A 25,325-nucleotide genomic window follows, 5' to 3' on the forward strand; every position below is an offset into this window, starting at 1 on the left:
CGAGGCCACAACCTTAACCCACGAACTGGACCAGCCACAGCGGGATGATCGGGAAGAACAGGAACAGCAGGGTGCGGATCACGTCGCTGATGAGGAACGGCATCACGCCCTTGTAGCTCTCGTTCATGGGCACGGTCTTGGCCATGCCGTTGACGATGTACACGTTGAGGCCCATGGGCGGCGCAATCAGGCCAAAGCCCACCGTCATCAGCACCATGATGCCGAACCACAGCGCCACCATGTCCTTGGGCATGCCAAAGTCCAGGCCCATCACCATCAGGAAGAAGATCGGCACGGTCAGCAGCAGCATGGACATCTCGTCCATCACCGCACCCAGCGCCACGTAGAACAGCAGGATGGCGGAAATCACCAGCAGCGGCGGCAAGCCCCAGCTGCCCACCACCTCGGCCAGCTGGCCGGGCACCTGCGTCATGGCCAGGGCGGCGTTCATGGTGTCGGCGCCCATGAAGATCAGGAAGATCATGGCCGCGCTGGCGGCGGTGCCCATGAAGCATTCCTTGAGCTTGGCAAACGTCATCTCGCGCTTGAGCGTGGCGATCAGCAGCGTGGAGGCCGCGCCCACGGCGGAGCCCTCGGTCGGGGTGAAGAAACCACCGTAGATACCGCCGAACACCAGCGCAAAGATCACCAGGATCGGCAGCACGCCCATGACCTTGGCCATGTCCAGGCGCTCGCGGTCGTCGGTCACCTCAGGGGCCTGGCCCGGTACCACGCGCACAAAGATGGCCACGGCCACCATGTAGCCGAACATGGCGATCAGGCCCGGCACCACCGCAGCGGCAAACAGCTTGGAGATGTTCTGCTCGGTCAGGATGGCGTACACCACCAGCACCACCGACGGCGGGAACTGGATGCCCAGCGTGCCGCCGGCCGACAGCACACCCGTGGCCAGGCGGCCCGAGTAGCCGTGGCGCTTCATTTCAGGCAACGCCACGCCGGTGATGGTGGCGGCGGTGGCCACCGAGGAGCCGCTCACGGCACCAAACGCGGCACAGGCCAGCACCGAGGCCATGGCCATGCCGCCCTTGAAGCGGCCCATGGCCGCTGCGGCAAACGCGAACAAGTCCTTGCTGATGCCGCCCTTGGTGGCAAAGTAGCCCATCAGGATGAACAGCGGGATCACCGACAGGTCGTAGCCCGCAAAGCGCGCAAAGGCCTGGGTGTTCATGAAGTTGGAGAACGGCTCCCAGCCGGTCTGGCCGATGTAGCCAATGGCGCCGGCAATGAACATGCTCACCGCAATCGGGAAGCGCACCGCCATGCACAGCAGCATGCTGCCGAAGATCAAACCTGCCAATGCCAGCGGGGTCATGCGTTCACCTCTTCGTTCTTGGCTTCAAAGCCAGTGGCCACCTGCACCAGCGCAATGACGGCGGTGATGGCAAAACCGGGCACCATGCCCGCGTACACAATCCATTCGGGCAGGCCCATCAGCATGGTCTGCGAGTCCGATTCGTAGGCGCTGAGGCCGCCCACCGCCGTGCGCCAGCCCACAAAGGTGAACACCAGCGCCAGCATCAGCGCGCCAATGCGGTCCAGGAAGCCGTTGACGCTGTCGCTGCACTTGCTGGTGAAGAAGTCCACAATGATGTGGCCCTGGCGCGCCTGCGACAGCGGCATGAACAGCGCAATGGCCACGCCGGTGGCCATGGCGGTCAGCTCGAAGGCGCCGACCATGTCGCCGCCAGTGGTGTTGCGCAGCAGCAGGTTGTAGCAGGTGATGAGGGTGATGGCGGTCAGCAGCAGGCCTGCCAGAATGGCACACAGCTCCGCGATCCAGTTGAGTATTTTCAAAACAGTACTCCAGTGGGGGGGTTGAAGGGATCTCACACGCAAAAGGGAGGCTGGACACAGCCTCCCTCGGGCACATGGATCGGCGGAAATTTACTTGGCGGCGGCGGTGTGCTTCTGGATCAGGGCGCGCGCGTCGGCCAGCAACGCGTTGCCATCGGCACCCTTCTTGGCCACGGTGGCAATCCACTCGTCGTCGATGCGGCTGGAAGCCTGCTTCCACTTCTCCAGCTCGGCGGCGGAGATGACGTTCACGGTGTTCTTGGCGGCGATGAACTTGTCCTTGCCCGGCACGTCGTTGTCGCCCAGGATCTTGCCCATCCACACCGAAAGGTCGCGGCCGGAATGTTTGTCCACCACCTTCTTGAGTTCAGGCGTGAGCGACTCGTACTTGGCCTTGTTCATGGCCACCACGAACAGCGTGGTGTACAGGCCGGGCTGGTTGCGGTCGGTCTCGGTGACGTGCTTGGTCAACTCGTTGAGCTTGATGGAGGGGCTGACCTCGTAGGTGGTGACGGCGCCATCGAGCACGCCCTTGGACAGCGCGTCCGGGATGCCCGGCACCGGCATGCCCACCGGCACGCCACCCACGCTGGCAATCAGCTTGCTGACCATGCGGGTGGGGGCGCGCACTTTCATGCCCTTCATGTCGGCCATGGTGGTGATGGGCTTCTTGGCGCTGAAGATCACGCCCGGGCCATGCACGTGCATGGCGACCACTTTCACGTCCTTGAACTCGTCGCGGGCGTTCTTGTCGTAGTAGTCCCACGCGGCGGCGCTGGTGGCCTCGGCGGTGGTCATGGTGAAGGGCAGCTCGAACACCTCCATCTTCGGGAAGCGTCCGGCGGTGGAGCTCGGCAGCGTCCAGACCACGTCAGCCACGCCGGTGCGGGCCTGGTCAAACAGCTGCGGCTGCGTGCCGCCCAGCTGCATGGACGGGAAGATGTTGCACTGCAGCTTGTTGCCCGAGTCCTTGGCAAGGTTGTCGCACCAGCCACGCAGCATCTTGGTGTGCTGCACCGTGGTGGCATTGAGGAAGTGGTGTACCTTCAGCGTAACGGTTTGCGCCTGGGCCGACAGGGCGGCGCAGGTCAGGCCAGCGGCCACAGCCGTCAACTTGATGAGTTTTTTCATGTGGATAAAGCCTGGGTAACGGAGGTTAAGATTAGTGTACGAATGGTTGCGAGCGCGACAAATAAGGGTTTTCCCCTGATTTCAGGGGTTTTAGACATATTTTTTTGACAGCGCGCTGACGTTCCAGGCCAATCGGCACACGATAACGCGGTTGCCACCAAAATGTCACGCGCCAGGCCTACATTCGGGCGTTTGTCTTTGTTGGAGAACCCCCGCATGCTCAGCCCCGAACAGTTGGTTGCCGCCCAGAAGGCCCGCCTGGCCGCCTTGCACGAGCTCACGCTCAAGCACGTCTCGAGCGTGGAGAGGCTGGCACAGTTGAACATGCAACTGCTCAAGCATTCGCTGGACGACCACGCCGAACACGCGCACGCCCTGTTCAGCGCCAAGAGCGTGAACGACTGGCTGCACGCCCACAGCCAGCTGTGGCAACCGCTGGGCGAACGCGCCGCGCACTACAACCAGCAGCTGCACGCCATTGCCACCGAGCTGCAGCACGAGGTCCAGCACTTCATCCAGCAGCACGGCCCCCACCACGGCGCCACGCCAACCGAGGCGCCCACACCCGCGCCCACCAGCGCCCCGGGCAGCGGCAACACGCAGCCCTGAGCCCAAGACGAGGCCGGGCGCAGCACGCCCGGGCAGCCCTCAGGCCAGACCGTCGTGCAACGCCACCAGCGCCTGCGTCAGCTTGTGCTGGGGGTCCAGGTAGATCATGGGCTTGGCGGCCTGGTGCGATTCGCGCACCTTGATGGACGCGGGCAGGTAGGGCTGCAGCACCGGCAGCCCTTCGGCTATCAGCTCCTGCACCAGCCGCTGCGGCAGGTTGGCGCGGGGCTGGAACTGGTTGACCACAATCCCCTTGACCGCCAGCCCGGGGTTGTGGTCGAGGCGGATTTCCTGCACGTTCTCCAGCAGCGTGTACAAGGCGCGGCGCGAGAAGTCGTCGCAATCAAACGGGATCAGGCAGCCGCTGGCGGCCATCAGCGCCGAGCGGGTGTAGAAGTTGAGGGCAGGCGGCGTGTCGATGTAGATGCGGTCGTAGTCGGCGGCCAGTTGTTGCAACGCTTCGCGCAGCTTGTAGATCTTGTGGCGCAGCTCCAGCTTGCCTTGCAGCTCGTCCAGACGCTGGCTGGAGGCCAGCAGGTGCAGGTTCTCGAACGGCGTGGGCAGCACAAAGTCGCGCGGCAGCAGCGGCTTGAAGGTAAAGGTCAGCGCCTGGTCGAACAGATCGGCCACCGTGGACTGACCCGGCTGCGCTGGCTGGCCCAGCAGGTACGAGCTGGAGTTGCCCTGCTGGTCCAAGTCCAGTACCAAGGTGCGCAAACCTTGGCTGGCGCTGATGGCGGCCAAGTTGCAGGTGATGGTGGACTTGCCCACCCCCCCTTTTTGGTTGAACACAACAAGCGGCATGGCAACTCTCTTTTGGTGGGACGCAGAAGCGGCATTATCGGGGCGTGGGACAATCCACGCGCCATGACGACCACCACCGACACCGCATTTTTGGGCGCACCACGCCCGCTTCGCACCTTCACCGCCAGCGACTTCGACTTTGCGCTGCCGCCTGAGCTGATCGCGCAACACCCCGCTGCCGAGCGCAGCGCCTCGCGCTTGCTGGATGGCTCCGGCCTGGCTCCGGTGGATCGCACTTTCCGCGACCTGCCCAGCCTGCTGCGCGCGGGCGACTTGCTGGTGTTCAACGACACCCAGGTCATCAAGGCGCGCCTGTTTGGCGAGAAAGCCAGCGGCGGCAAGGTGGAGCTGCTGGTGGAGCGCGTGCTGCACGGCCCCGGCCACACGCACGAGGTGGTGGCGCACATGAAAGTCAGCAAGAAGCCCGCCCTGGGCGCGGTGCTGCACATGGTGGGCGGCTTTACCGCCACGCTGCTGGGGCGCTGGCCCGAAGAGCACGGCCCGCTGTTTCGCTTCCGCTTCAGTGGCGAGCCCCATGCGCTGATGGCCCAGCATGGCCACGTGCCGCTGCCACCCTACATAGAACACACCGACACCGCCGAAGACGAACGCCGCTACCAAACCGTGTTTGCGCAACACCCCGGTGCCGTGGCAGCCCCCACCGCTGCGCTGCACTTTGACGACAGGGTGCTGACCGCGCTGGACAAACGCGGCGTGCAACGCGCCAGCGTCACGCTGCACGTGGGCGCGGGCACCTTCCAACCCATGAAGAGCGACAACATTGCCGAACACGTGATGCACGCCGAGTGGTACCACGTGCCCGAAGCCACCCAGCGCGCCATTGCCGACACCCGCGCCCGCGGTGGGCGCGTGGTGGCCGTGGGCACCACCACCGTGCGCACGCTGGAGAGTTGGGCTCGCTCCGGCACACCGCAAGGCGATACGCAGATCTTCATTACCCCAGGCTTTGCGTTCCAAGTGGTGGATGTGCTGGTCACCAACTTCCACCTGCCCAAAAGCACGCTGATGATGCTGGTCAGCGCGTTTGCCGGTTACGGGCACATCATGGCGCTGTACCGTCACGCCATTGCGCAGGGCTACCGCTTCTTCAGTTACGGCGACAGCATGGTGCTGCAGCGCGTGCGTTGAAGCACGGGGGCGACGGCGATCACACCATCTTCACCACGATGTCGTGCAGGGTGTTGGCGCTTTGGGCCATGCACTCGGCGGCGTTGGTGAGGTGGCGGTAGATCTCGCGCTTCTTCATCATGTGGACGTAATCGTCGCCCTGGAACAGCTCGGCCAGCGCCACGCGGTAGAGTTTTTCCACCTGGCGCTCGGCGCGCCGGGCGTGGTCGGCGTCGTGGGCGGCCTGGGCCGGGTGGTGCCCCAGTTTGGCGTAGCCGTCGCGCAGCGACACCGTGCCCTGGTGCAGCAGCTGTGCCATCTCCAGTGTGTAGCGGTCGGGCAGCACGCCCAGCGCATCCATCTCGGCCACGCCGTCCTTGCAAAAGTTGATGATGGCATCGAGCTGTGTGATGGCGCGGTAGATGTCCTCGCGGTCAATGGGGGTGGAGAACGACTCGTTCAGGGTGTGGATGTTGTGCACCTTGACCTTGTCGGCCGCGTGCTCGTCCTCCTTGATCTGCTCGCCAAAGGCGGGGTCGGCGGTTTCCATGTAGCGCACCAGCAGCGCCACCGACACCTCCACCTGCTCGCTTTGCGCGTGCAGCATGGCAAAGAAGTCGGGCATCTGCGGAAAGAAACGCTCCAGCAGCGGCGTCCACCACGACGCCCGCTTGGGCACTTGTGCATGACTCATCGGTTAACCCCCTCCGGCCAGCGCCAGCAGTGTGTGGCCCAGCGCGTAAAACACCACCGAAAACAGCGCCGCGCCCGGGATGGTCACCACCCAGGTGGTGGCAATCTCGCCCGCCTTGGCCCAGCGCACCGCCTTGGGCCGCTCCGACGCCCCGATGCCCATGATGGACGTGGCCACCACGTGCGTGGTGGACACCGGCGCCCCCAGCAGCGACGCCCCCAGAATCACGCTGGCCGACGTGAGCTGCGAGTTGAGCGCGTGCAGCGGGCGCACCTTGTAGATGGCAAAGCCCAGCGTGCGCACAATGCGCCAGCCGCCCGACAGGATGCCCAGCGTCATGGCCACCGCGCAGGCCAGCATCACCCACAACGGCACGGCAAAACGGTCGATGAAGCCGCCCATCAGCAGCACCAGCGTCAGAATGCCCATGCTCTTTTGCGCGTCGTTGGCGCCATGCGAGAACGCCAGCCCCGCCGCCGTGACCACCTGGGCGCGCCGCAGCGACCGGTTGAACCTGGGCCGGGCGCGGCGCAACAGCACCAGCGTCAGCCGGTGCAGCCCGTACCCCACCCAGAACCCCACCAGCGGCGACAGCACCAGCGCCAGCAGCACCTTCATCACGCCCGTGACGTGGCCCTGCGCCAGTGCCTCAAAACCCCACACCACATGCCCCGCGCCAGCCGAAACGATCACCGCCCCGGCCAGCCCACCCACCAATGCGTGCGACGACGACGATGGAATACCGCGCCACCACGTGAACAGGTTCCACACAATGGCACCCAGCAGCCCACACAACACCACCAGCAGCGCCTGCACCGGCGGCAGGCTGTCGAGCTTGACGAACGAACCGATGGTGTTGGCCACGGCCGTGCCACCCAGCAACGGCCCCAAAAATTCGAACACCGCCACCAGCGCCACCGCCTGCACCGGCGTCATGGCACGCGAAGCGATCACGCTGGCAATGATGTTGGCAGCGTCGTGAAAACCGTTGGTGTAATCGAACAACAGCACGATCACCACCACGGCAATGGCCAGCGTGAAAATCAGGGTCATAAATCATGGTAATGACAATTGTGGTGATGTGGAACATTTTTTGCACCCCGGGCCCAAAAAACCTGGCCGACCGCCGCCAGCGCCACCCCGGGTCCCGTCCGGGCAACGGCGCAACACGGTTTGATCGGGGACAATTGCCGCACCATGCTCAAGTTCGACCTGCTCACCACCGACCCCGACAGCCACGCCCGCCGTGGCACCATGACCCTCAACCACGGCGTGGTGCAAACGCCCATCTTCATGCCCGTGGGCACCTACGGCACCGTCAAGGGCGTGATGCCGCAAAGCCTGCACGACATGGGCGCGCAAATCATTTTGGGCAACACCTTCCACCTGTGGATGCGCCCGGGGCTGGACATCATGCAAGCCTTTGGCGGGCTGCATCAGTTCGAGCAATGGGACAAGCCCATCCTGACCGACTCGGGTGGCTTCCAAGTGTGGAGCCTGGGCGCGATGCGCAAAATCAGCGAGGAAGGCGTGCACTTTGCCAGCCCGGTCAACGGCGACAAGCTGTTCATGTCGCCCGAGGTCAGCATGCAGATCCAAACCATCTTGAACAGCGACATCGTGATGCAGTTGGACGAATGCACGCCCTACTGGCAGGGCGAGAAAGGCAGCGGCCACATCACCACCGAGGCCGAAGCGCGCCACAGCATGGAAATGAGCCGCCGCTGGGCGCTGCGCTCCAAAAACGAATTCGAGCGGCTGGGCAACCCCAATGCGCTGTTTGGCATTGTGCAGGGCGGCATGTTCGAGCACCTGCGCCAAGAATCGCTGGAGGCGCTGGTGGAGATGGACTTCCCTGGCTACGCCGTGGGCGGCGTGAGCGTGGGTGAGCCCAAAGAGCTGATGCTGCAAATCATGGCGCACACGCCCCACCGCCTGCCCGCACACAAGCCACGCTACCTGATGGGCGTGGGCACACCGGAAGACCTGGTGGAAGGCGTGGCCCAAGGCGTGGACATGTTCGACTGCGTGATGCCGACCCGCAACGCGCGCAACGGCACCATCTTCACCCGTTTTGGCGACCTGAAGATCCGCAACGCCCGCCACAAGGCCGACCCACAGCCGCTGGACACCACCTGCACCTGCTACGCCTGCGCAGGCAGCAGCGGCGTGAGCTGGGACAACGGCGGGCGTGACGGCTTTAGCCGTGCCTACCTGCACCACCTGGACCGCTGTGGCGAAATGCTGGGCCCCATGCTCACCACCATCCACAACCTGCACTACTACCTGGCCCTGATGCAGGAGGTGCGCGATGCGCTGGACGCAGGCCAGTTCAGCGCCTTCCGGGCACGCTTCAAGGCGGAACGCGCGCGCGGCGTCTGATGGCCACAGGGCGGCCTGCAATGGCCAAAGCGGCAGTCAAAAGTGCATAAATGACACCGAATGTCATCATATTGACATACTTTTGCCACGTTGAGGCCACATTGGCTTTTTAGACTCGGTGGCATCTGCTTGACCCGTGAGCGCGCCGCCCCCATGTCCCTGTTGAACACAACCACCCCGCTCACCATACGCACCCGTCTGCGTCTGGTGGCTGTCCTGTGCGTGCTGCTGGCCGGTGTGCCCACCCTCTGGCTGGGGCGCTACCTCTGGCACGATGTGGCCCAAGCGCAGGCCGAACTGTCGGCGCTGGCGGCCAACCAGGCCTGGCACGCCGTGCTGGCCGACGTGCAGGCGCACCGCGAGGCCGGGGCCGCCATGGCCGGCCAGCCCGAACAGCAACAGACCCGCACCCAGCTGGCCAGCCAGATGCAGCAGCGCCTGCAACAGGTGGCCGCCGCCCTGCCCGACAGCCCGCTGCAGGCCCAGCACCAGCAAGGCGTGCAGGCGGTGCAACAAGCCTTCCAGGCCTTGACACAAACCGCCGCTGCCGGCGCGCCCGCATTCAACGAATGGATGCAGGGCCATCTGACGCTACAGCAGCAGATCTACGGCCAGATGCTGGCGCTCAACGCCGAAGCGCACTTGCTGCTCGACCCCGACCACGGCATCCACTTTCTGGTGCGCGCGGGCCTGCAGGACGCCATGCGCGTGAGCGATGCGCTGTCCGAACTCAGCGCGCTGGCCGCCGCCTCGCTGGTGGAAGACACCGGCGCCATGGGCGCCGCCGCCGCGCGCTACCGCGAACACGTGTACGCCATGCGCCAGCACCTCAAGCAGGCCGGCCAGAGCGACGCCACGCTGGGCGAACAGACCCAGGCCGCGCGCCAGCAACTGCAACAGCAAGAGGTGATGGTGCAGCAGCTGCTGGCGGCCGTGGTGCTGGACGTGAACTTTCCGCTCGAAAAAATGCGCGAGACGCTGCACACCGCCTCCAAGCTGCAAAACGACCTGTCACGCAGCGTGCTGGACGTGCTCAACACCCGGCTGCATGCGCGGGTGGCCTCGCTGCGCCTGAGCATGGCGCTGGCCCTGTTGGGCCTGCTGACCGGGCTGGCGCTGGTGCTGGGCGTGCTGTGGCACACCGTGCATGCCATCATGCATTCGGTCAACCAGACCATGGACGTGACCGAACGCATCGCGCAGGGCGACCTGTCGGTGGCCGTGCCCATGGGCCGCCAGGACGAGATGGGCCGCGTGCTCAACGCCATCGGGCGCATGCGCGAACAACTGCAGACCATGGTGCGCGACATCCAGAACGCCTCGCACCACCTGCAGCTGGCCTCCAGCGAGATCGCGCACGGCAACCTCAACCTGAGCCAGCGCACCGAGCACACCGCATCCAACCTGCAGGAAACCGCCAGCGTGATGGAAGAGATCGGCTCTGCCGCCGAGCAGGGCGCGCAGTCGGCGCGCCAAGCCAGCACGCTGGCACGTGAAGCGACCCAAGCCGCCCATCAGGGCCGCGAAGTGGTGTCGTCGGTGGTGGGCACCATGCAAGGCATCCACGCCAGCTCGCGCCAGATTGGCGAGATCACCGGCCTGATCGACGGCATCGCGTTCCAGACCAACATCCTGGCGCTCAACGCCGCCGTGGAAGCGGCCCGCGCGGGCGAACAGGGGCGCGGCTTTGCCGTGGTGGCGGGCGAGGTGCGTTCGCTGGCCCAACGCGCCAGCAGCGCCGCGCGCGACATCCGCCAGCTGATCGAATCCTCGGTGCGCCAGATCGAAAGCGGCTCCGACCTGGTGTCGCAGGCGGGCGAGGCCATGCAGCACATTGGCGACCGCATCGAGGCCGCCTCGCAGGTGATTGCCGACGTGGAACAGGCCGTGGCCAGCCAGGCCGGCGCCATTGCCCAGGTGCAAACCGCCGTGGCACGGCTGGACCAGCTGACGCAGCAGAACGCCGCGCTGGTGGAAGAATCAGCCACCGCCGCCAGCGTGATGCAAGACCAAGCGCAGGACATGCGCCGCCTGGTGGGCAACTTCCGCCTCGACGCCGACGGGCACGACCACGAGACCCTGCAGCCGGGGTTTGCCCAGGCCTGAAGCGGCAGCGCCCCAGACCTCAAAGACCGCCCCAGGCCGGTTGTGTTACAGCAGTGGGCCTGGCCCGTTGTCGTCCTTCACTTTGTCCTGCGGGGCTGGGGCGGCGGCGCGCTTGCGGCGCGGGGCCGTGGGGGTGGCCGCTGCGGCCGGGGCGGCGCTGGCCTTGGGGCTGCGGCGCACAGGCGTCTTCTTGGGCGCCGGGGCGGTATCGGCGGGGGCCGCAGCGGCGGTGCTGGCCGATGATGCGGCCTCCGGGTCGAGCTGCGCCAGATGCACCGCCGCCTGGCTGGCCTGCACCGCCATGTCTTGCAGGGTGTGGCTGGCAATGGTCTGGAACTGCTCGGTCAGGGCGTTCCACCACTGCATCGCGTCCACCACCGGGGCAGCAGCCACCGGCTCGGTGGGGGCTGGGGTCGGCGCCGGGGTCGGGGTGGGCGTAGGTGCGGGTGTGGGCGCAGCCGTCGGGGCGGGCGTGGGCGCCGGGTCTGCCGCCGGGGCGGTGGCGCCGGTGGGCACGGCAAACAGCGGCGTGGCCGCCGCCATCCAGGCCGACGACATGGAGGACATCGAATCCAGCGCCGCCGCCACCGTGTCCACCGCCGGTGCGGCGGTGGGGGCTGGCGTGGGTGCGGGCGTCGGGGCGGGCGTGGGCGCAACAGGCTTCATCTTGAAGGCCTCGGCCATGTCGCTGAAGTTGACGTTCATGCCGCGCAGCGTGGCCAGCGTCATGCGCTGCACCTCCAGCGCCTGGATGGTGGCGCTCAGCGCCTTGGTGTTCTGGTCGAGCCAGAAGTGCACCGCCTTGAGCTCCTGGATGCGCTTGTCGAGCTCCTCCACGCTCACCGTGGGCGCAATCCACTGGTTGAGCGGAGGAAAACCCGGCAAGCCCCCAGGCGCAGCGGGCGCACCACCACCGGCAACGGCCTGGCGCGTAAGGTTCTGCAAAAACTCAAAACCCGGTACATACTGGGCAAACGCACTCAAATCGGGGGTGTCCATGCTCAAGCTCCTGTGTGTTCAGCAATTCCGCCAGCACCCGGGCTGGCACAGGCGGCAAGGATGCCACAGCCTTGATACCGCGCAAAACTTTGCACTTTCTTCAAGGCACAATAGAACCGTACCCTCAACACACCACCCCCGCCAAGCGGCGCCCGTTGCCGCTGGCCCGATGCGGAGAAGCCCCATGACCACCACCACCTCCTTTGACGCCCTGGGCGCCCAACTTCAACAGATGCGCGAGGGCCTGCTGGCCCAGCTGCGCGAACAGCGCGGGGGCGCCGTGGGCCGCGCCGAAGCCGCCGCCGAAGCCCGCACCCTGGCCACCGGCGACTGGGCCCAGGACGACGCCCAGCGCGACCTGACCTTTGCGCTGGAAGAGCGCGAGGCCGCCGAGCTCAACGCCATCGACGCCGCGCTGCAGCGCATTGCCAGCGGCGAATACGGCCAGTGCAGCGACTGCGGCGTGGACATCACCCCGGCGCGCCTGCAGGCCAACCCGGTGGCGCTGCGCTGCATCCAGTGCCAGGGCGTGTGGGAGCGCAACCACGGCGAAGCCCCGCCGCCCAAGATGTAAGCCCGCGCCCTGCGCGCGCATCGCCCGTTTTCTCATCACCACCGAAAGAGATTCCCATGGCCACCTTCCACGCCGTCGTCTGGCTCGACCACAGCGAAGCCCACGTCCTGATGTTCGACAAGGAACACGTCGAAAGCCAGCGCATCAAGTCGCGCAGCCACCACAAGCACCAGGGCAAGGGCCACGACGATGGCCAGTTCTACGCCGACATCGCCGCCGCGCTGGTGGGCACGCACGAGGTGCTGCTGACCGGCCCCGGCATGGCGCGCGACCAGTTCCACGCCTGGTGCCAGCAGCACCACAAGGCCGTGGCCGAGGCCATGGTCGATTCGGTGCCGAGCGACCACCCCACCGACAACCAGGTGGTGGCACTGGCGCGCGAGTACTTCAAGAAGTTCGACGCCATGGCCGCCGACCCGACCCAGCTCTGATCCGCTGCCGCACGGCCACTGCTCCCTGCGGGCGGTGTGGCCGCTGCACCCCGCCACAGGCTGCGCTATCCTCACTGGGTAGGCAGCCTGTGCCGTTTGTTGGTGCGTTGTTGCCGCTGCCCCGTTTTGTTCGCCCCATGCCCACACCCTCCAACGCCCACCCCGACCCCGACGCCCACCCCGCTGCCGACGACGCTGCGCACGCAGGCGGGCACGCCCGCGCGGGCATCCAGTCGGTGGAAGTCGGCTTTGCGCTGCTGGACGTGATGGCGCAGGCCCAGGGCCCGCTGATGCTGCGCGACCTGGCCGCCAGCGCCGGCATGAGCGCGGCCAAGGCGCACCGCTACCTGGTCAGCTTCCAGCGCCTGGGGCTGGTACAACAGGATCCACGCAACACCCGCTACGACCTGGGCCCGGCGGCGCTGCGGCTGGGCCTGGCCGGTCTGAGTCGGCTCGACGCGGTGCGGCTGGCGCGCGAGCGCGTGGACGCGCTGCTGGAAGAGACCGGCCACATCGTGGCGCTGGGCGTGTGGGGCAACCACGGCCCCACCATCGTGCACTGGGCCGAGGCGCCGCAGTCCGTGCCCGTCAGCTTGCGCCTGGGCGACGTGATGCCGCTGCTGAGCTCCGCCACCGGGCGCTGCTTTGCCGCCTTCATGGCGGTGCAATCGCACGCCGCGCCCAAACTGCAACCGCTGCTGGCGCAGGAACTGGCGCAGGCGCAACGCCACCCGCACCCCGAGGTGCCGCACACCCCGGCCCAGGCCGACGCTCTGTTCGACGAAGTGCGCCGCCGGGGCCTGGCGCGGGTGGTACACAGCCTGCTCAACGGCGTGGCGGGCTTTTGTGCGCCGGTGTTCGACGCCCAAGGCCGCATCGTGCTGGGCGTGGTGGTGCTGGGCTCGGTGGCCACCTTCGACTGCGACTGGGAGAGCCCCGTGGCACAGGCCCTGCTGCGCTGCACCCGCCAGCTCAGCGCCGACCTGGGATACACCCATGCGTGACCACAACCCCACCATGCGGCGCCGCCAGCTCTGGGGCGTGCTGGCCGCCAGCGCCCTGGTGCTGACGCTGGTACCAGCGGCCCAGGCTGCGGCACCAACGCCCCAGGCCAGCGCCCACGCGCAGCACCTGCCACCACCCGGCCGCTGGCACTACCAAGTCAAGGGGCAGACCAAGGGCCTGTCGTACCAGGCCGAAAGCCAGCTGCACTGGCAGCACGACGGCCAACACTACCGCGCCCACATGGCCCTGCACGCGCTGTGGCTGCAGCGCACACAGACCAGCACCGGCGCCCTGACCCCGGCCGGGCTGCAACCCGAACACTTCATCGACCAGGCGCGCAAGACCCGCGAAACCTGGTTCGACCCGCAGCAGCGCACCCTGCGCGCGGGCAACGGCACGCCACAGCCCGCCCCGGTGGGCGTACAAGACCGGCTCAGCGTGTTCTTCCAGCTCGCCACCCAGCTCAACCGCGCAGCGGCAACACAAGCGCCCGCGCGCAGCACCTGGCCCGTCCCGGTCGCCGGTGGCGCCGACAGCGAGACCTGGCACTTCCAGGCCCAAGGCCACGAGCGCCTGACCCTGCCCGCCGGCACCTACGACGCCATCAAGCTCACGCGCCAGCCGCGCCACGCCAGCGACCAGACGGTCGAGGTCTGGCTCGCCCCGGCGCTGCACCACATCCCGGTGCGGCTGCGCATCCGCCAAGGCAATGGCGACGTAGTGGACCAGCAGCTCAGCGGCGCAGGTGCTGCACCCGGGCCTTGAATCCGCCACTGCAGCGCCCCATATCCAGCGGCAACCGCCAGCCGGCGGGGTCTGCGTTTTCCAAAGGTTGATCCGCCATGCAAATGCTCTACGATTCCGACGCGTTCGCCGTGGTCCACGTCCTGGTGGACGAAGCCGCTGGCGTGACCGAACTGGCCGACGCCAGCACCGACGCCGACCACGCCACACCGCACCTGCTGCGCCACGGCTTCGAGATCGTGGACAAACGCTCCGGCAAGGGGCTCTACCTCGACGGCTCGTGGGCCGAGATGTTCCAGCAGCAGATCCAGGCCTGGCAGCGCGACACCCCCACGCGCGAGGAAGTGGAAACCCTGCTTGAAGGCTACGCCACGCTGGCGCAGAACCCCATCCTGGTGCAGTAGGGCCTCATTCCTCCAGCAAACTGCGCAGCATCCAGGCGGTTTGCTCGTGCACCGTCAGGCGCTGCGTCAGCAAATCGGCGGTGGGTTGGTCGTCGGCCTTGCTCACCAGCGGGAACAGGCTGCGCGCGGTGCGCGCCACCGCCTCATGGCCATGGGCCAGGATCCGCACCATCTCCAGCGCCTTGGGCGGCTGCGCGGGCGCGTCGGGCAGCGAGCTGAGTTCACCGTACTGCGCGTAGGAGCCCGGGGCCACATGCCCCAGCGCGCGGATGCGCTCGGCCACCGGATCGACCGCGTTCCACAACTCCGTGTACTGCGCCATGAACATGACGTGCAGGGTGTTGAACATCGGCCCCGTCACGTTCCAGTGGAAGTTGTGCGTGGTCAGGTACAGCGTGTAGGTGTCGGCCAGCAAACGGCTCAAGCCCTGCGCAATGGCGGCGCGGTCCTTGTCGCTGATGCCGATGTCCATGCTGAAAGCGACGGCGGAAGATTTCTTGCCCATACGACACTCCTGGTGGTTGCAACACGAGGCTTTCATCCTACACCCAAAAAACCGCGCGCCGTGCTGCGACAATGGCCGCACCATGAACGCCACTTACGTCCTTACCCTCTCCTGCCAGGACAAGCCTGGCATCGTGCACGCCGTGTCGGGCTTTTTGCTGGAACAGGGCGGCAACATCGAAGAAGCCGCGCAGTACAACGACCACGGCACCGGTCTGTTCTTCATGCGGGTGCAGTTTGTGTGCCAGCGCCTGGCCCCCGCCGACCTGGAACGCGCGGTGCAACTGTTTGCGCGCGAGCACGCCATGCAGGCCGGCCTGCACCCGCTGCACCAGCCTATGCCCACGGTGATTTTTGTCAGCCAGCAGGGCCACTGCCTCAACGACCTGCTGTTCCGCTGGAAAAGCGGCCTGCTGCCGCTCGATATCCGGGCCATCATCAGCAACCACCGCGACTTCTACCAGCTCGCCGCCAGCTACAACGTGCCGTTCCACCACCTGCCCGTCACGCCCGAGACCAAGGCGCAGGTGGAAGCGCGCCAGCTCGAGATCGTGCAACAGGAGCGCGCCGAGCTGGTGGTGCTGGCGCGCTACATGCAAATCCTCAGCGACGACCTGTGCCGTCAACTCGCGGGCAAGGCCATCAACATCCACCACAGCTTTTTGCCCAGCTTTAAAGGGGCCAAACCCTACTACCAAGCCCACGACCGGGGCGTGAAACTGATTGGCGCCACCGCCCACTACGTCACCGCCGACCTGGACGAAGGCCCCATCATCGAACAGGACGTGGCACGCGTGGACCACAGCATGGACGTGGACGACCTGACCGCCATTGGCCGCGACACCGAAAGCCAGGTGCTGGCCCGCGCCGTCAAGTGGCACAGCGAACACCGCGTGCTGCTCAACGGCCACCGCACCGTGGTATTCAAATAGGGCGCAACGCCTGTGGCATAAGGTACAGTTGCCGCATGCCATTTCCGCCGTCCGACGACAAGCTGCCGGAATCGTTTTTCAGCACGTTGTACCCCGAGCTCGACACCCCGGTCGCAGCGCCGGAGGCGGTGTCGTTGCTGCAGCACGGCGACCGGCTGGCGCGCCTGATCGAACACTGGCCCGGCGCCGTGTTCTGCCTGGACGCCCAGCTGCGCTGCGTGCTGGCCAACCGCGAGGCCCGCGCCTGGTGCCAGCCGCTCAACCCCGACGTCTGGACTGATGGCCAGCTCCACCCGCTGCCCGAGCTGCTGGCGCCCGCGCTGCTCGAAGCCCTGCTGCCCTACCTGTCGGCGGCGCTGCGCGGCATGGAGCTGGCGTTTGACGACCAGTTCCAGCACCCCACGCTGGGCTGGCGCAACCTGTCCATCCGTACCCAGCCCGACCAGCTGGGCGACCACGTCACGGGCGTGTTCCTGCACCTGCAAGACAGCACCGACATCCACCTGGCCACCGAACTGGCCCAGACCCACCAGGCCCAGCAAGACGCCCAGACCCCCGGCCACGGCACGCCGCAGCACGCCGCCCAGCTGCACCTGATGGCCGAACACCTGCGCGAGGCGGCGATCTTCTTCCTGGACGCCAGCGGCCGCATCAGCGACTGGCCCGGCAGCGCCGAACGCCTGCTGGGCCACCCGGCCCCCAGCGTGCTGGGCAACGGCGTGCAGTGCTTTGACGCCACCGACCCGCCCGGCGACGCCCCCGACACCCCGGTTGCGCTGGAGCGCGCCACCCTGCTGGGCCACTGCGACTCCACCGGCTGGCGCCTGCACCACGGCGGGCAACGTTTCTGGTCGCAGCTGAGCCTGACCGCGCTGCACGACCCCGACAGCGGCGAGCTGCTGGGCTACGCCTGCCTGATGCGCGACATGACCGAGATCAAGCGCCTAGAAGACCTGCTGCGGCAATGGAACCAGGAACTCGAAGCCCGGGTGCAGGAACGCACGCAGCAGCTGCAAGACATTAACCAAGATCTCGAAGCCTTCTCGTACTCGGTGTCACACGACCTGCGCACGCCGCTGCGCCACATCGCCAGCTTTGTCGAGATGCTGCAGGAGCACCTGGGCGGCAACGCCGACGCCACCGCACAGCAATACTTGGCCACGCTGGGCGAATCGGCCACCTACATGGGCCAGCTGATCGAGGGGCTGCTGGCGTTCTCGCGCCTGGGCCGCGCACCGCTGACGCGCCGCCCGGTGGCCATGGGCGCGCTGCTGCAGTCCAGCATCAACCGCGTGCTGCACGACCCCACGCTGCACCGCCCGCCCGAGCGACTGCGCTGGACGCTGCCCGATGATTTGCCCACCCTGCCCGGCGACAACATGCTGCTCAGCCAGGTGTGGGACAACCTGCTGGCCAACGCGCTCAAGTACTCGCGCAAGCGCGAGCTGGCCGAGATCCGCATCGCCTGGCACACCACACCCGACGGCAGCGCGGTGTTCGAAGTCCACGACAACGGCGTCGGCTTTGACCCCCGGCGCGCCGAGCGGCTGTTTGGCGTGTTCCAGCGCCTGCACCGCGCCAGCGAGTTCGAGGGCACCGGCATAGGGCTGGCGCTGTGCCGGCGCATCATCGAGCGCCACGGCGGGCGCATCTGGGCCGAGAGCACGCCCGGCGTGGGCAGCAGCTTCTATTTCTCGTTACCGGGCAACGGCAGCGCCACCACGCCCGCCCCCACCACCATTCAACCCGCAGCGTAACTGCGGCGGCCAAAAATGGCGCTGCCCACACGCACCAGCGTGCTGCCGCTGGCAATGGCGGCCTCCAGGTCGTCGCTCATGCCCATCGACAGCGTGTCCAACGCCAGCCCGGCCTGCTGCAATTGCGCCAACGCGGTGCGGGCACGGCCAAACACCTCGCACGCGGCGGCAAAGTCCGGCGCGGGTTCGGGGATGCACATCAGCCCGCGCAAACGCAAGCGCGGCAATGCCGCCACCGCACGCGCCAGCTCCGGCAACTCCGCCAGTGTCACCCCGGATTTGTTGGCCCCACCGTCCACATTCACCTGCACACACACCTGCAACGGTGGCAAATCCGCAGGGCGCTGCTCGCTCAACCGTTGGGCAATCTTGAGCCGGTCAATGGTGTGTACCCAGTCGAAATGCTCGGCCACGGGCCGCGTCTTGTTGCTTTGCAACGGGCCTATGCAGTGCCATTCCAACCCGTCCACCCCGGCGGCACGCAGCGCCAGCACCTTGTCCACACCTTCTTGCACATAGTTCTCGCCAAAGGTGGTCTGGCCTGCGGCGGCTGCCGCTTGCACCGCATCGGCACCAAAGGTTTTGGACACCGCCAGCAACCGCACCGTGGCCGGGTCGCGCCCCGCCTGGGCGCAGGCCTGCGCCATGCGGGCGCGCACGTGTTGGAGTTGGTCGGCAATCGTCGTCATAATGGGCATCACCTTGAATTCAACGGATTTATCGGCATGGACATCACCCAGCTGCTGGCCTTCAGCTACAAGAACAAAGCGTCCGACCTGCACCTGTCGGCGGGTTTGCCACCCATGATACGGGTGCATGGCGATGTGCGCCGCATCAACGTCGAAGCCATGGACCACAAGCAAGTGCATGCCATGGTGTACGACGTGATGAACGACGCGCAGCGCAAGCACTTTGAAGAATTCTTGGAAGTGGACTTCTCGTTCGAGATTGAAGGACTGGCGCGGTTCCGGGTCAACGCCTTCAACCAGAACCGGGGCGCGGCGGCGGTGTTCCGCACCATTCCGTCCAAAATCTTGACGCTCGAAGAACTGCGCTGCCCCAAGATTTTTGCCGATTTGGCGCTCAAACCACGTGGGCTGGTACTCGTCACCGGCCCCACCGGCTCAGGCAAATCCACCACGCTGGCCGCGATGGTGAACCACCTCAACGAAAACGAGTACGGCCACGTGCTGACCATTGAGGACCCGATCGAATTCGTCCACGAATCCAAAAAGTGCTTGGTCAACCAGCGCGAGGTGGGCCCCATGACGCTGAGTTTTGCCAACGCGCTGCGCTCGGCCCTGCGCGAAGACCCCGACGCCATCCTGGTGGGCGAAATGCGCGACCTGGAAACCATCCGCCTGGCCATGACCGCCGCCGAGACCGGCCACCTGGTGTTTGGCACGCTGCACACCTCGTCGGCGGCCAAGACGATCGACCGCATCATCGACGTGTTCCCGCCCGAGGAAAAGGAAATGGTGCGCGCCATGCTGTCGGAATCGCTGGTGGGCGTGATCTCGCAGACGCTGTGCAAGACCAAGGACGGCAATGGCCGCGTGGCCGCGCACGAGATCATGCTGGGCACCCCCGCCATCCGTAACCTCATCCGCGAGGCCAAGGTGGCGCAGATGTACTCCTCCATCCAGACCGGCAACGGCTTTGGCATGCAAACGCTGGACCAAAGCCTGGCCGACCTGGTCAAGCGCGGCCAGATCACGCCCGCCGAGGCGCGCAGCAAGGCCAAGATCCCCGAAAACTTTCCCGGCTAAGCACCAGCACAAGGACACGCCCCATGGAACGCGACCAGGCCAGCCAGTTCGTCAACGAGCTGCTCAAACTCATGGTCAGCCGCAACGGCAGCGACCTGTTCATCACCGCCGACTTTCCGCCCGCCATCAAAGTCGATGGCAAAGTCACCAAAGTCTCGCCCCAGCCGCTCACCGGCCAGCACACCCAGGCGCTGGCGCGCGCCATCATGAACGACCGCCAGGCCGCCGAGTTCGAGCGCACCAAGGAATGTAACTTTGCGATTGCGCCGACGGGCATCGGGCGCTTCCGGGTCAACGCGTTCATCCAAATGGGCAAAGTCGGCATCGTCATGCGCACCATCCCGGCCAAAATCCCCACCATCGACCAGATGGGCCTGCCGCAGATCCTCAAGAACGTGACCATGGCCAAGCGCGGCATCTGCATCCTGGTGGGGGGCACCGGCTCGGGCAAGTCCACCACCCTGGCCGCCATGGTGGACTGGCGCAACGAGAACGCCTACGACCACATCATCACCGTGGAAGACCCGGTGGAATTCGTACACCAGCACAAGAACTGCATCATCACGCAGCGCGAGATTGGCCTGGACACCGACAGCTGGGAGGCCGCGCTCAAGAACACCCTGCGCCAGGCGCCCAACGTGATCCTGATGGGCGAAATCCGCGACCGCGAGACCATGGAACACGCGATTGCGTTTTCTGAAACCGGCCACCTGTGCATGGCCACCTTGCACGCCAACAGCGCCAACCAGGCCATGGAGCGCATCATCAACTTCTTTCCGCAAGAGCGCCACGCGCAAATGCTCAAGGACGTGTCGCTCAACCTCAAAGGCATCATTGCGCAGCGCCTGATACCGCGTCAAGATGGCAAAGGCCGCACCGCCGTGGTCGAAGTGCTGCTGCACAGCGGACTCATTGCCGACCAAATCATGAAAGGCGAGATCACCCAGATCAAAGAGACGATGAAAAAAAGCCGTGAAATGGGGATGCAAACCTTTGACCAATCGCTGTTCGACGCCTTCGAGTCCGGCCTGATCTCGTACGAGGACGCGCTGCGCAACGCCGACTCGCAAAACGACCTCAAGCTCAACATCAAGCTCAACAGCCAGCGCGCGCGCAACGCCGACCTGGGCGCCGGCACCGAGCACCTGGAGCTGCTGTGAAACCTGGCGTGGGTACAGCCTACGCAACCGACATCGTGGCATGGGCCAGAGAACAGGCCGCGCTGCTGCGTTCGGGCCAGCTCTCGGCCCTGGACATTGAACACATGGCCGAAGAGATCGAAGATGTGGGCAAAGCGGAACAACGCGAGCTGGCCCGCCGGGTGGCGGTGTTGCTGGCGCACCTGCTGAAGTGGCAACACCAACCGGGTCGGCGCGGCAGCAGTTGGACACGCACGCTCAAGGAACAGCGCAAGGCCATTGCGGCGGCACTGCGCCAGACCCCAAGCCTCAAGGCATCACTCACCGACGCCGACTGGCTGGCGGGCGTTTGGGCCGATGCAGTGACCAAGGCCATCGACGGGATCGGATTGGACAGCTTTCCGGAAGACTGCCCGTGGCCCATGACGCAGGTGTTGGCAGAAGATTTCCCTGAAAACATGATGATCAACAAATGAAAATCAATAAATTCAAAAACATGAAAAAATTATTAATTTTTATATTTATTGTATTAACCTCATTTACGGCAAAAGCAGAAATATTTTACGATATTCAGTTTCATGACACCCTGAAAGAAGTTATAGAAAAATACCCACACGCAAACTATAAAAATATAAACTCAGCATTACTAAAAGAAAAAGAAAAAATGATTGAAATATCAGGACTGGGAATAAATAAAATTAATGCTGTATTTACATTAGAATCTAAAAATTTTGGGCCCCGATATATTACAATAGATGAACTTTCAAGTAAATTATCTAACAAAAATAAAGGTAAAAATATTTTTCAAGAAATTGCAGAGAATACTCTTTGTGCACACTCAATCGAAAAAGAAGAAATAAAAAATGTAAAAAATGAATGCAAGGCATCTTTTTTGGTATCAAGTGTTCAAATAGTTTATAACAATCCTATACTAAAGGTAAAATTTAATCAAAGATATGGGCGAGAAGAATATTGCGAAAAAGACATTAATTTATACGAAATTTGCCACTTTAAAGATTTTTCTATGTATGCTAAATTAACACGCAATGGAAAAAACATATTAAGCGCAACTACAGATTTTACTCAACTCGAAAAAATAAAAGGCTACAAAAGCCGCAATGAACCCGTTCCAGAGTGGCTTGAATCAAATAGATAAAAACATTTTTACTCTGTTATCGGTTTCCAATTTTGCGAGACTGGGGCACTTTTTTTTGTGGTTATACTCAACCAAATAGACATTAATTGATCGCGCCTTATTGTGTAAGCCTCACGAATACAGTACACAACACTTGCATATCCATTGGGTTGACCATTGTTAATACAAGAATTTCGATACCGCCTCCAATGATTTTGCTCGACCTCCAGTTCACGATTAAAACTTTCTTTTTGAATTTTTAAATAAAGATCATTAAGTTCTTTATCCATCATGGAAATGTCCATATGAACACAAACAGTACTTAAAACAGTAAAATTATGATATGCTGGACATTTAAACCCAGGGCGACCAAACTGGCTTGGGCGACGCGCAATTGTAATTACATTCATTGACACCAATTCTGCATCACTCAAAATTGAAATATCAGATGCTGATGTAGAAAGAGCTCGAAAAGCAACGTCGCTGCGTCCAGTCATTTCATTAACATAAGAATTTATTATGGCACTTAATTTTTGAACGGAGTTAATCTGATCAATATCTTTGGTTGTTTTATTTTTTTTATCGAAACTGGCAGCATGGACTCCAAAACTTCCTTCTACCGTTCTTTCCTGCCCAGCCAAAAACGCAAGCGCACATGCAGACATACATGATTGATTATATTTAATATTTGTATGCACTCCAAGCTGGCGTATAGCATAGCCAAGCCGCAAGCCACCAATTAAATTCCCTCCTAATGAATCAAAACTTATAGTGACTAAATCCCTAACAATATTATGCTTTTGCTTATATTCAAGGTTAATTATCTTCACAATTTTTTCTGCATCATCTTTCTCAACTTCACCAGTAGCAAATATTTCTCCTGATAAATGATTTTCGTAAAAATCCAAGGCAGAGACTGGTGCAGCAAACCCAAGAACAAAAAACAGAAATGCTTTACGAACGAAAAACATATCAATAGAAACCAAATAAATTTACACAAAATACAACGAATAGCATTTTCAAAAATAAAATTTTTTAATAATTTCATCAATAAAAATTTGGAATTTCCCGCATGTGCGTTTAGTAGCAGCTGTTCAGCCAAGTAGAGGTCTTCCAGATCGTCCAGGTGGTCATGAGTGACCCTGATCATGTAGAAAGTCTTGCTGCGCCCAGTCGCGTCGGCCAGGTGTTGCAGGCAGGTGGAAATTTCATCAGGCAGGCGCAGAGATACGGCACTCACACGGGAACGCTCTTAGGCCAACGGAGGCACAAGTATCTCACTGCTTGTTGGTTGGACAAGGGAACGTTGTGCAGCCTGTGTCCGGTAGTGGGGGCTTTCCGCTAAAATCCGCCGCACCGGGATTGGCGTCTCGTAAGCAAAACGGCGCAACACCGCCACCGCCCATGTGGGGCACGGCACAGCACTACACATTTCCCCATGCGTTGCGCGCATGGCCCCGCTTTCTGGGTCGGGCCGTGTGGGGGAGCCGCAAGGCTCACCGGTTCCGTTTTGCCGGCACGCCAACCCCGCACGTGCCCGCCCACCACCGATTGGCGTCGGTGTGGGGCAGGAGGACTACAACCAGTTCAAAACGGAGCCTCATCATGGCTGACACCCGCACGCCCGTGGCCGCGCCACGGCAGCAATTCATCAATATCGACCTGGTGCGCCGCATCTTGCATTGCAACGGCCTGAACGGCACCAGCCGCTCGGTGCTGCTCACCGTGGGCATGCACGCCAGCAAGGATCGGCGCCAGTGCTTCTGCAGCGTCGGCACGCTGGCGCGCGAAAGCGGCTGGTCGCGCCGCACCGTCACCGAACACCTCACGCGCCTGCAGCAACTGGGCTATTTGAGCCTGGTTGGCGTCCACCACAGCGGCACCTGCATCTACCAGGTGCGACTGGAGCAACTGCCCACCGACGGCGCACCGCACGACGCCGCGTACGGCTCAGGCCCGGTACCAGCCCCCCACGCAGATGGCGCACACCCCCCAGGCGCCAGCTGCGCGCCCCCCGCGCAGGAGCCGCTTGGCCCCCACGCAGATGGCGCGTACCAAGAAGGGTGGGAACAAGGGTTTGAATCAGAAGGGAAGGAAGAAGGCGTGCGCGAGGCACTGCCAGCAGCCAGCCCGGCCATGGCTGCACCTGCGGCAACCGCCCTCCCCCCTTCCCCTTTGGCTGTCCAGCAAGATGCGGATGCACCGCCACCACTTCAATCGGCGGCGCCAGCACCAGTCACCACGCCAGCGCAGGCAGCAACACCCACGGCGGCACCCACCACCAGCACCACCACCGAGATCGACGCCGACACCGTCGGCCAGCTCAACGCGCAGCGCCAGCGCAACGGCAAGGACCCGCTCACGCGGCGCGACATCGTGCAGCTGCAGGCCGAGGCCGCCACGGCGGGCCTGTCGCCCATGCAGGCCGCGCAATGGGTGCTGGCCAAGCCCCAGCGCAACTTCTTCAAGGCCGAGTTCTACACGCCCCCGGCAACGGCAACGCCTGAACCACCCAGCGCCTATGCGCTGGCCGCAGCGCGGGTGATTGTGCGTCTGCAGCCACCGCCCGCCGTGCTCACGCCCGAGGAACAAGCCGCACAGGCCCAGGCTGCGCAGGAGCACCGCGCGCAGCTGCGCCAGTACGCGGCCAGCTTCAACGCCAACCGCCACGACCGCTGCGGTGCAATGTCGTCATCCACCCACCAAGGGCGCGACACGCGCTGGGCGCAGCGCGCGGTGGAACTGTTCGTGGCCGGGGAGCCGGTGAGCCACCGCCGCCTGCACATGGCGTGCGAGGTGCTGGGCATCGATCCGCGCCACTTGCGCCCGCCCAAATGATCGAAGATGGCCACCCTGCACGCTGGGTAAACCCAGAAATCAGGCGAACACAACCTGCGTATGCCCTTGCGCGTGGCTGCGGGGTGCCTTGCGCACCACAATCTCCACATCACGCCCCAAGCGGTTGAGGCATTCGATCATCTTGGCTTCGCTGACACCACGGAACTGACCACGCAGCAGGCCTGACAACTTCGGCTGCGGCATGCCGAGGATCTCCGCCGCCTGTTGTTGCGTCAGATGACGGTGCCGGATGATGTCGCCAATCTTGCTGGCCAGTTGCGCCTTGACGCGCATCGCCTCGGCGTCGGCCAGTTGCAAGTCTGCATACACGTTGCCGCTGCTATTTTCGATCTCGATCATTTTTGAACTCCTAGCCCGGATATTTCACCGCAGTCCACCCCGTTGCCTCTTTTATCACTTTGATG

General features: G+C 63.7%; 27 protein-coding genes and 1 pseudogene. 16 read left to right on the forward strand and 12 right to left on the reverse strand.

The annotated features are described in order from the left end of the window. Window positions 1-13: 13 nt before the first annotated feature. The 3 genes from CON76_RS00825 to CON76_RS00835 form a co-directional block, all read right to left on the reverse strand. Window positions 14-1,333, reverse strand: coding sequence for a TRAP transporter large permease (locus CON76_RS00825; protein WP_101101158.1), 1,320 nt, complete (start codon window positions 1,331-1,333; stop codon window positions 14-16). Beyond that, window positions 1,330-1,815, reverse strand: coding sequence for a TRAP transporter small permease (locus tag CON76_RS00830; RefSeq protein ID WP_101101160.1), 486 nt, complete (start codon window positions 1,813-1,815; stop codon window positions 1,330-1,332). The genes CON76_RS00825 and CON76_RS00830 overlap by 4 nt, the downstream gene beginning before the upstream one ends. 90 nt (window positions 1,816-1,905) lie before the next feature. Further along, complete coding sequence (locus CON76_RS00835) at window positions 1,906-2,946, reverse strand: TRAP transporter substrate-binding protein (RefSeq protein WP_101101162.1); 1,041 nt, start codon at window positions 2,944-2,946, stop codon at window positions 1,906-1,908. Between the two features lie 216 nt (window positions 2,947-3,162). Here CON76_RS00835 and CON76_RS00840 point away from each other — a divergent pair, with 216 nt between their 5' ends. After that, window positions 3,163-3,555 carry a phasin family protein gene (locus CON76_RS00840; protein WP_169928944.1) on the forward strand — a complete coding sequence of 131 codons (393 nt, stop codon included), beginning with the start codon at window positions 3,163-3,165 and terminating at the stop codon, window positions 3,553-3,555. A 39-nt stretch (window positions 3,556-3,594) separates the two neighbouring features. Here the strand turns inward: CON76_RS00840 and CON76_RS00845 are convergent, their stop codons facing one another. Then, on the reverse strand, window positions 3,595-4,359 hold the full coding sequence (locus CON76_RS00845; RefSeq protein WP_101101166.1) for a ParA family protein: 765 nt from the start codon (window positions 4,357-4,359) through the stop codon (window positions 3,595-3,597). Window positions 4,360-4,422: 63 nt separating this feature from the next. On the opposite strand from CON76_RS00845, the gene queA reads away from it, so the two are divergent. After that, window positions 4,423-5,508 carry a tRNA preQ1(34) S-adenosylmethionine ribosyltransferase-isomerase QueA gene (gene queA, locus CON76_RS00850; protein ID WP_101101168.1) on the forward strand — a complete coding sequence of 362 codons (1,086 nt, stop codon included), beginning with the start codon at window positions 4,423-4,425 and terminating at the stop codon, window positions 5,506-5,508. A 19-nt stretch (window positions 5,509-5,527) separates the two neighbouring features. On the opposite strand, the gene CON76_RS00855 is transcribed toward queA, so the two are convergent. After that, a complete protein-coding gene (locus tag CON76_RS00855; RefSeq protein ID WP_101101170.1) occupies window positions 5,528-6,181 on the reverse strand; it encodes a DUF47 domain-containing protein in 654 nt (217 codons plus the stop codon). A 3-nt stretch (window positions 6,182-6,184) separates the two neighbouring features. Then, window positions 6,185-7,234, reverse strand: a complete 1,050-nt coding sequence (locus CON76_RS00860; protein ID WP_101101172.1) for an inorganic phosphate transporter — start codon at window positions 7,232-7,234, stop codon at window positions 6,185-6,187. Between the two features lie 144 nt (window positions 7,235-7,378). Between CON76_RS00860 and tgt the strand changes: the two genes are divergently transcribed. Together tgt and CON76_RS00870 are read left to right on the forward strand one after the other, a co-directional pair. After that, on the forward strand, window positions 7,379-8,563 hold the full coding sequence (tgt, locus tag CON76_RS00865; RefSeq protein ID WP_101101173.1) for a tRNA guanosine(34) transglycosylase Tgt: 1,185 nt from the start codon (window positions 7,379-7,381) through the stop codon (window positions 8,561-8,563). 153 nt (window positions 8,564-8,716) lie between these two features. Then, window positions 8,717-10,669, forward strand: coding sequence for a methyl-accepting chemotaxis protein (locus CON76_RS00870; RefSeq protein ID WP_145995285.1), 1,953 nt, complete (start codon window positions 8,717-8,719; stop codon window positions 10,667-10,669). 45 nt (window positions 10,670-10,714) lie between these two features. Here CON76_RS00870 and CON76_RS00875 read toward each other — a convergent pair whose 3' ends face one another. Then, window positions 10,715-11,668: a PhaM family polyhydroxyalkanoate granule multifunctional regulatory protein gene (locus CON76_RS00875; protein ID WP_101101177.1), complete on the reverse strand. Its 954-nt coding sequence runs from the start codon at window positions 11,666-11,668 to the stop codon at window positions 10,715-10,717. 184 nt (window positions 11,669-11,852) lie between these two features. Between CON76_RS00875 and CON76_RS00880 the strand changes: the two genes are divergently transcribed. From CON76_RS00880 to CON76_RS00900, 5 genes are all read left to right on the forward strand, one after another. Then, complete coding sequence (locus CON76_RS00880) at window positions 11,853-12,242, forward strand: TraR/DksA family transcriptional regulator (protein WP_101101179.1); 390 nt, start codon at window positions 11,853-11,855, stop codon at window positions 12,240-12,242. Window positions 12,243-12,298: 56 nt separating this feature from the next. Beyond that, entirely contained in the window at window positions 12,299-12,673 is a 375-nt protein-coding gene (locus CON76_RS00885) for a hypothetical protein (protein WP_101101181.1), read from the forward strand. 137 nt (window positions 12,674-12,810) lie between these two features. Then, complete coding sequence (locus CON76_RS00890; protein WP_101101183.1) at window positions 12,811-13,677, forward strand: IclR family transcriptional regulator; 867 nt, start codon at window positions 12,811-12,813, stop codon at window positions 13,675-13,677. Continuing rightward, window positions 13,670-14,443 carry a DUF3108 domain-containing protein gene (locus CON76_RS00895; RefSeq protein WP_101101185.1) on the forward strand — a complete coding sequence of 258 codons (774 nt, stop codon included), beginning with the start codon at window positions 13,670-13,672 and terminating at the stop codon, window positions 14,441-14,443. The genes CON76_RS00890 and CON76_RS00895 overlap by 8 nt, the downstream gene beginning before the upstream one ends. 77 nt (window positions 14,444-14,520) lie before the next feature. Then, window positions 14,521-14,826 carry a BTH_I0359 family protein gene (locus CON76_RS00900; RefSeq protein WP_101101187.1) on the forward strand — a complete coding sequence of 102 codons (306 nt, stop codon included), beginning with the start codon at window positions 14,521-14,523 and terminating at the stop codon, window positions 14,824-14,826. Between the two features lie 4 nt (window positions 14,827-14,830). Here the strand turns inward: CON76_RS00900 and CON76_RS00905 are convergent, their stop codons facing one another. Next, window positions 14,831-15,331: a Dps family protein gene (locus CON76_RS00905; protein ID WP_101101189.1), complete on the reverse strand. Its 501-nt coding sequence runs from the start codon at window positions 15,329-15,331 to the stop codon at window positions 14,831-14,833. A gap of 82 nt (window positions 15,332-15,413) precedes the next feature. Here CON76_RS00905 and purU point away from each other — a divergent pair, with 82 nt between their 5' ends. Together purU and CON76_RS00915 are read left to right on the forward strand one after the other, a co-directional pair. Beyond that, window positions 15,414-16,262, forward strand: coding sequence for a formyltetrahydrofolate deformylase (gene purU, locus CON76_RS00910; protein ID WP_101101205.1), 849 nt, complete (start codon window positions 15,414-15,416; stop codon window positions 16,260-16,262). A gap of 35 nt (window positions 16,263-16,297) precedes the next feature. After that, window positions 16,298-18,019, forward strand: coding sequence for a sensor histidine kinase (locus CON76_RS00915; RefSeq protein WP_101101191.1), 1,722 nt, complete (start codon window positions 16,298-16,300; stop codon window positions 18,017-18,019). On the opposite strand, the gene CON76_RS00920 is transcribed toward CON76_RS00915, so the two are convergent. Then, window positions 18,004-18,708, reverse strand: coding sequence for a YggS family pyridoxal phosphate-dependent enzyme (locus CON76_RS00920; protein ID WP_101101193.1), 705 nt, complete (start codon window positions 18,706-18,708; stop codon window positions 18,004-18,006). The genes CON76_RS00915 and CON76_RS00920 overlap by 16 nt on opposite strands. Before the next feature lie 36 nt (window positions 18,709-18,744). On the opposite strand from CON76_RS00920, the gene CON76_RS00925 reads away from it, so the two are divergent. The 4 genes from CON76_RS00925 to CON76_RS12675 are packed head-to-tail and all read left to right on the forward strand — an operon-like array spanning window position 18,745 to window position 22,083. After that, window positions 18,745-19,788: a type IV pilus twitching motility protein PilT gene (locus CON76_RS00925; RefSeq protein WP_101101195.1), complete on the forward strand. Its 1,044-nt coding sequence runs from the start codon at window positions 18,745-18,747 to the stop codon at window positions 19,786-19,788. 23 nt (window positions 19,789-19,811) lie between these two features. Beyond that, entirely contained in the window at window positions 19,812-20,948 is a 1,137-nt protein-coding gene (locus tag CON76_RS00930) for a PilT/PilU family type 4a pilus ATPase (protein WP_101101197.1), read from the forward strand. Window positions 20,949-20,956: 8 nt separating this feature from the next. Beyond that, window positions 20,957-21,403 (forward strand): DUF29 domain-containing protein, encoded by a 447-nt coding sequence (locus CON76_RS00935; protein ID WP_101101206.1) that lies wholly within the window; start codon window positions 20,957-20,959, stop codon window positions 21,401-21,403. Then, window positions 21,400-22,083, forward strand: a complete 684-nt coding sequence (locus tag CON76_RS12675; RefSeq protein ID WP_145995286.1) for a hypothetical protein — start codon at window positions 21,400-21,402, stop codon at window positions 22,081-22,083. Before CON76_RS00935 ends, CON76_RS12675 begins: the two co-directional genes overlap by 4 nt. Window positions 22,084-22,091: 8 nt before the next feature. Here CON76_RS12675 and CON76_RS12680 read toward each other — a convergent pair whose 3' ends face one another. Together CON76_RS12680 and relB are read right to left on the reverse strand one after the other, a co-directional pair. Further along, complete coding sequence (locus tag CON76_RS12680; RefSeq protein WP_205758150.1) at window positions 22,092-23,048, reverse strand: lysozyme inhibitor LprI family protein; 957 nt, start codon at window positions 23,046-23,048, stop codon at window positions 22,092-22,094. Between the two features lie 80 nt (window positions 23,049-23,128). Next, window positions 23,129-23,302: pseudogene (gene relB, locus CON76_RS13375) on the reverse strand (type II toxin-antitoxin system RelB family antitoxin); the annotation flags it as partial. A gap of 365 nt (window positions 23,303-23,667) precedes the next feature. Here relB and CON76_RS00945 point away from each other — a divergent pair. After that, window positions 23,668-24,900: a helix-turn-helix domain-containing protein gene (locus tag CON76_RS00945; protein WP_169928945.1), complete on the forward strand. Its 1,233-nt coding sequence runs from the start codon at window positions 23,668-23,670 to the stop codon at window positions 24,898-24,900. Window positions 24,901-24,939: 39 nt separating this feature from the next. Here CON76_RS00945 and CON76_RS00950 read toward each other — a convergent pair whose 3' ends face one another. Next, window positions 24,940-25,260: a helix-turn-helix domain-containing protein gene (locus tag CON76_RS00950; RefSeq protein ID WP_101101201.1), complete on the reverse strand. Its 321-nt coding sequence runs from the start codon at window positions 25,258-25,260 to the stop codon at window positions 24,940-24,942. Window positions 25,261-25,325 lie beyond the last annotated feature (65 nt).

It is taken from the genome of Macromonas bipunctata (assembly GCF_002837135.1).
GTDB classification, from domain to species: Bacteria; Pseudomonadota; Gammaproteobacteria; order Burkholderiales; family Burkholderiaceae_C; genus Macromonas_A; species Macromonas_A bipunctata.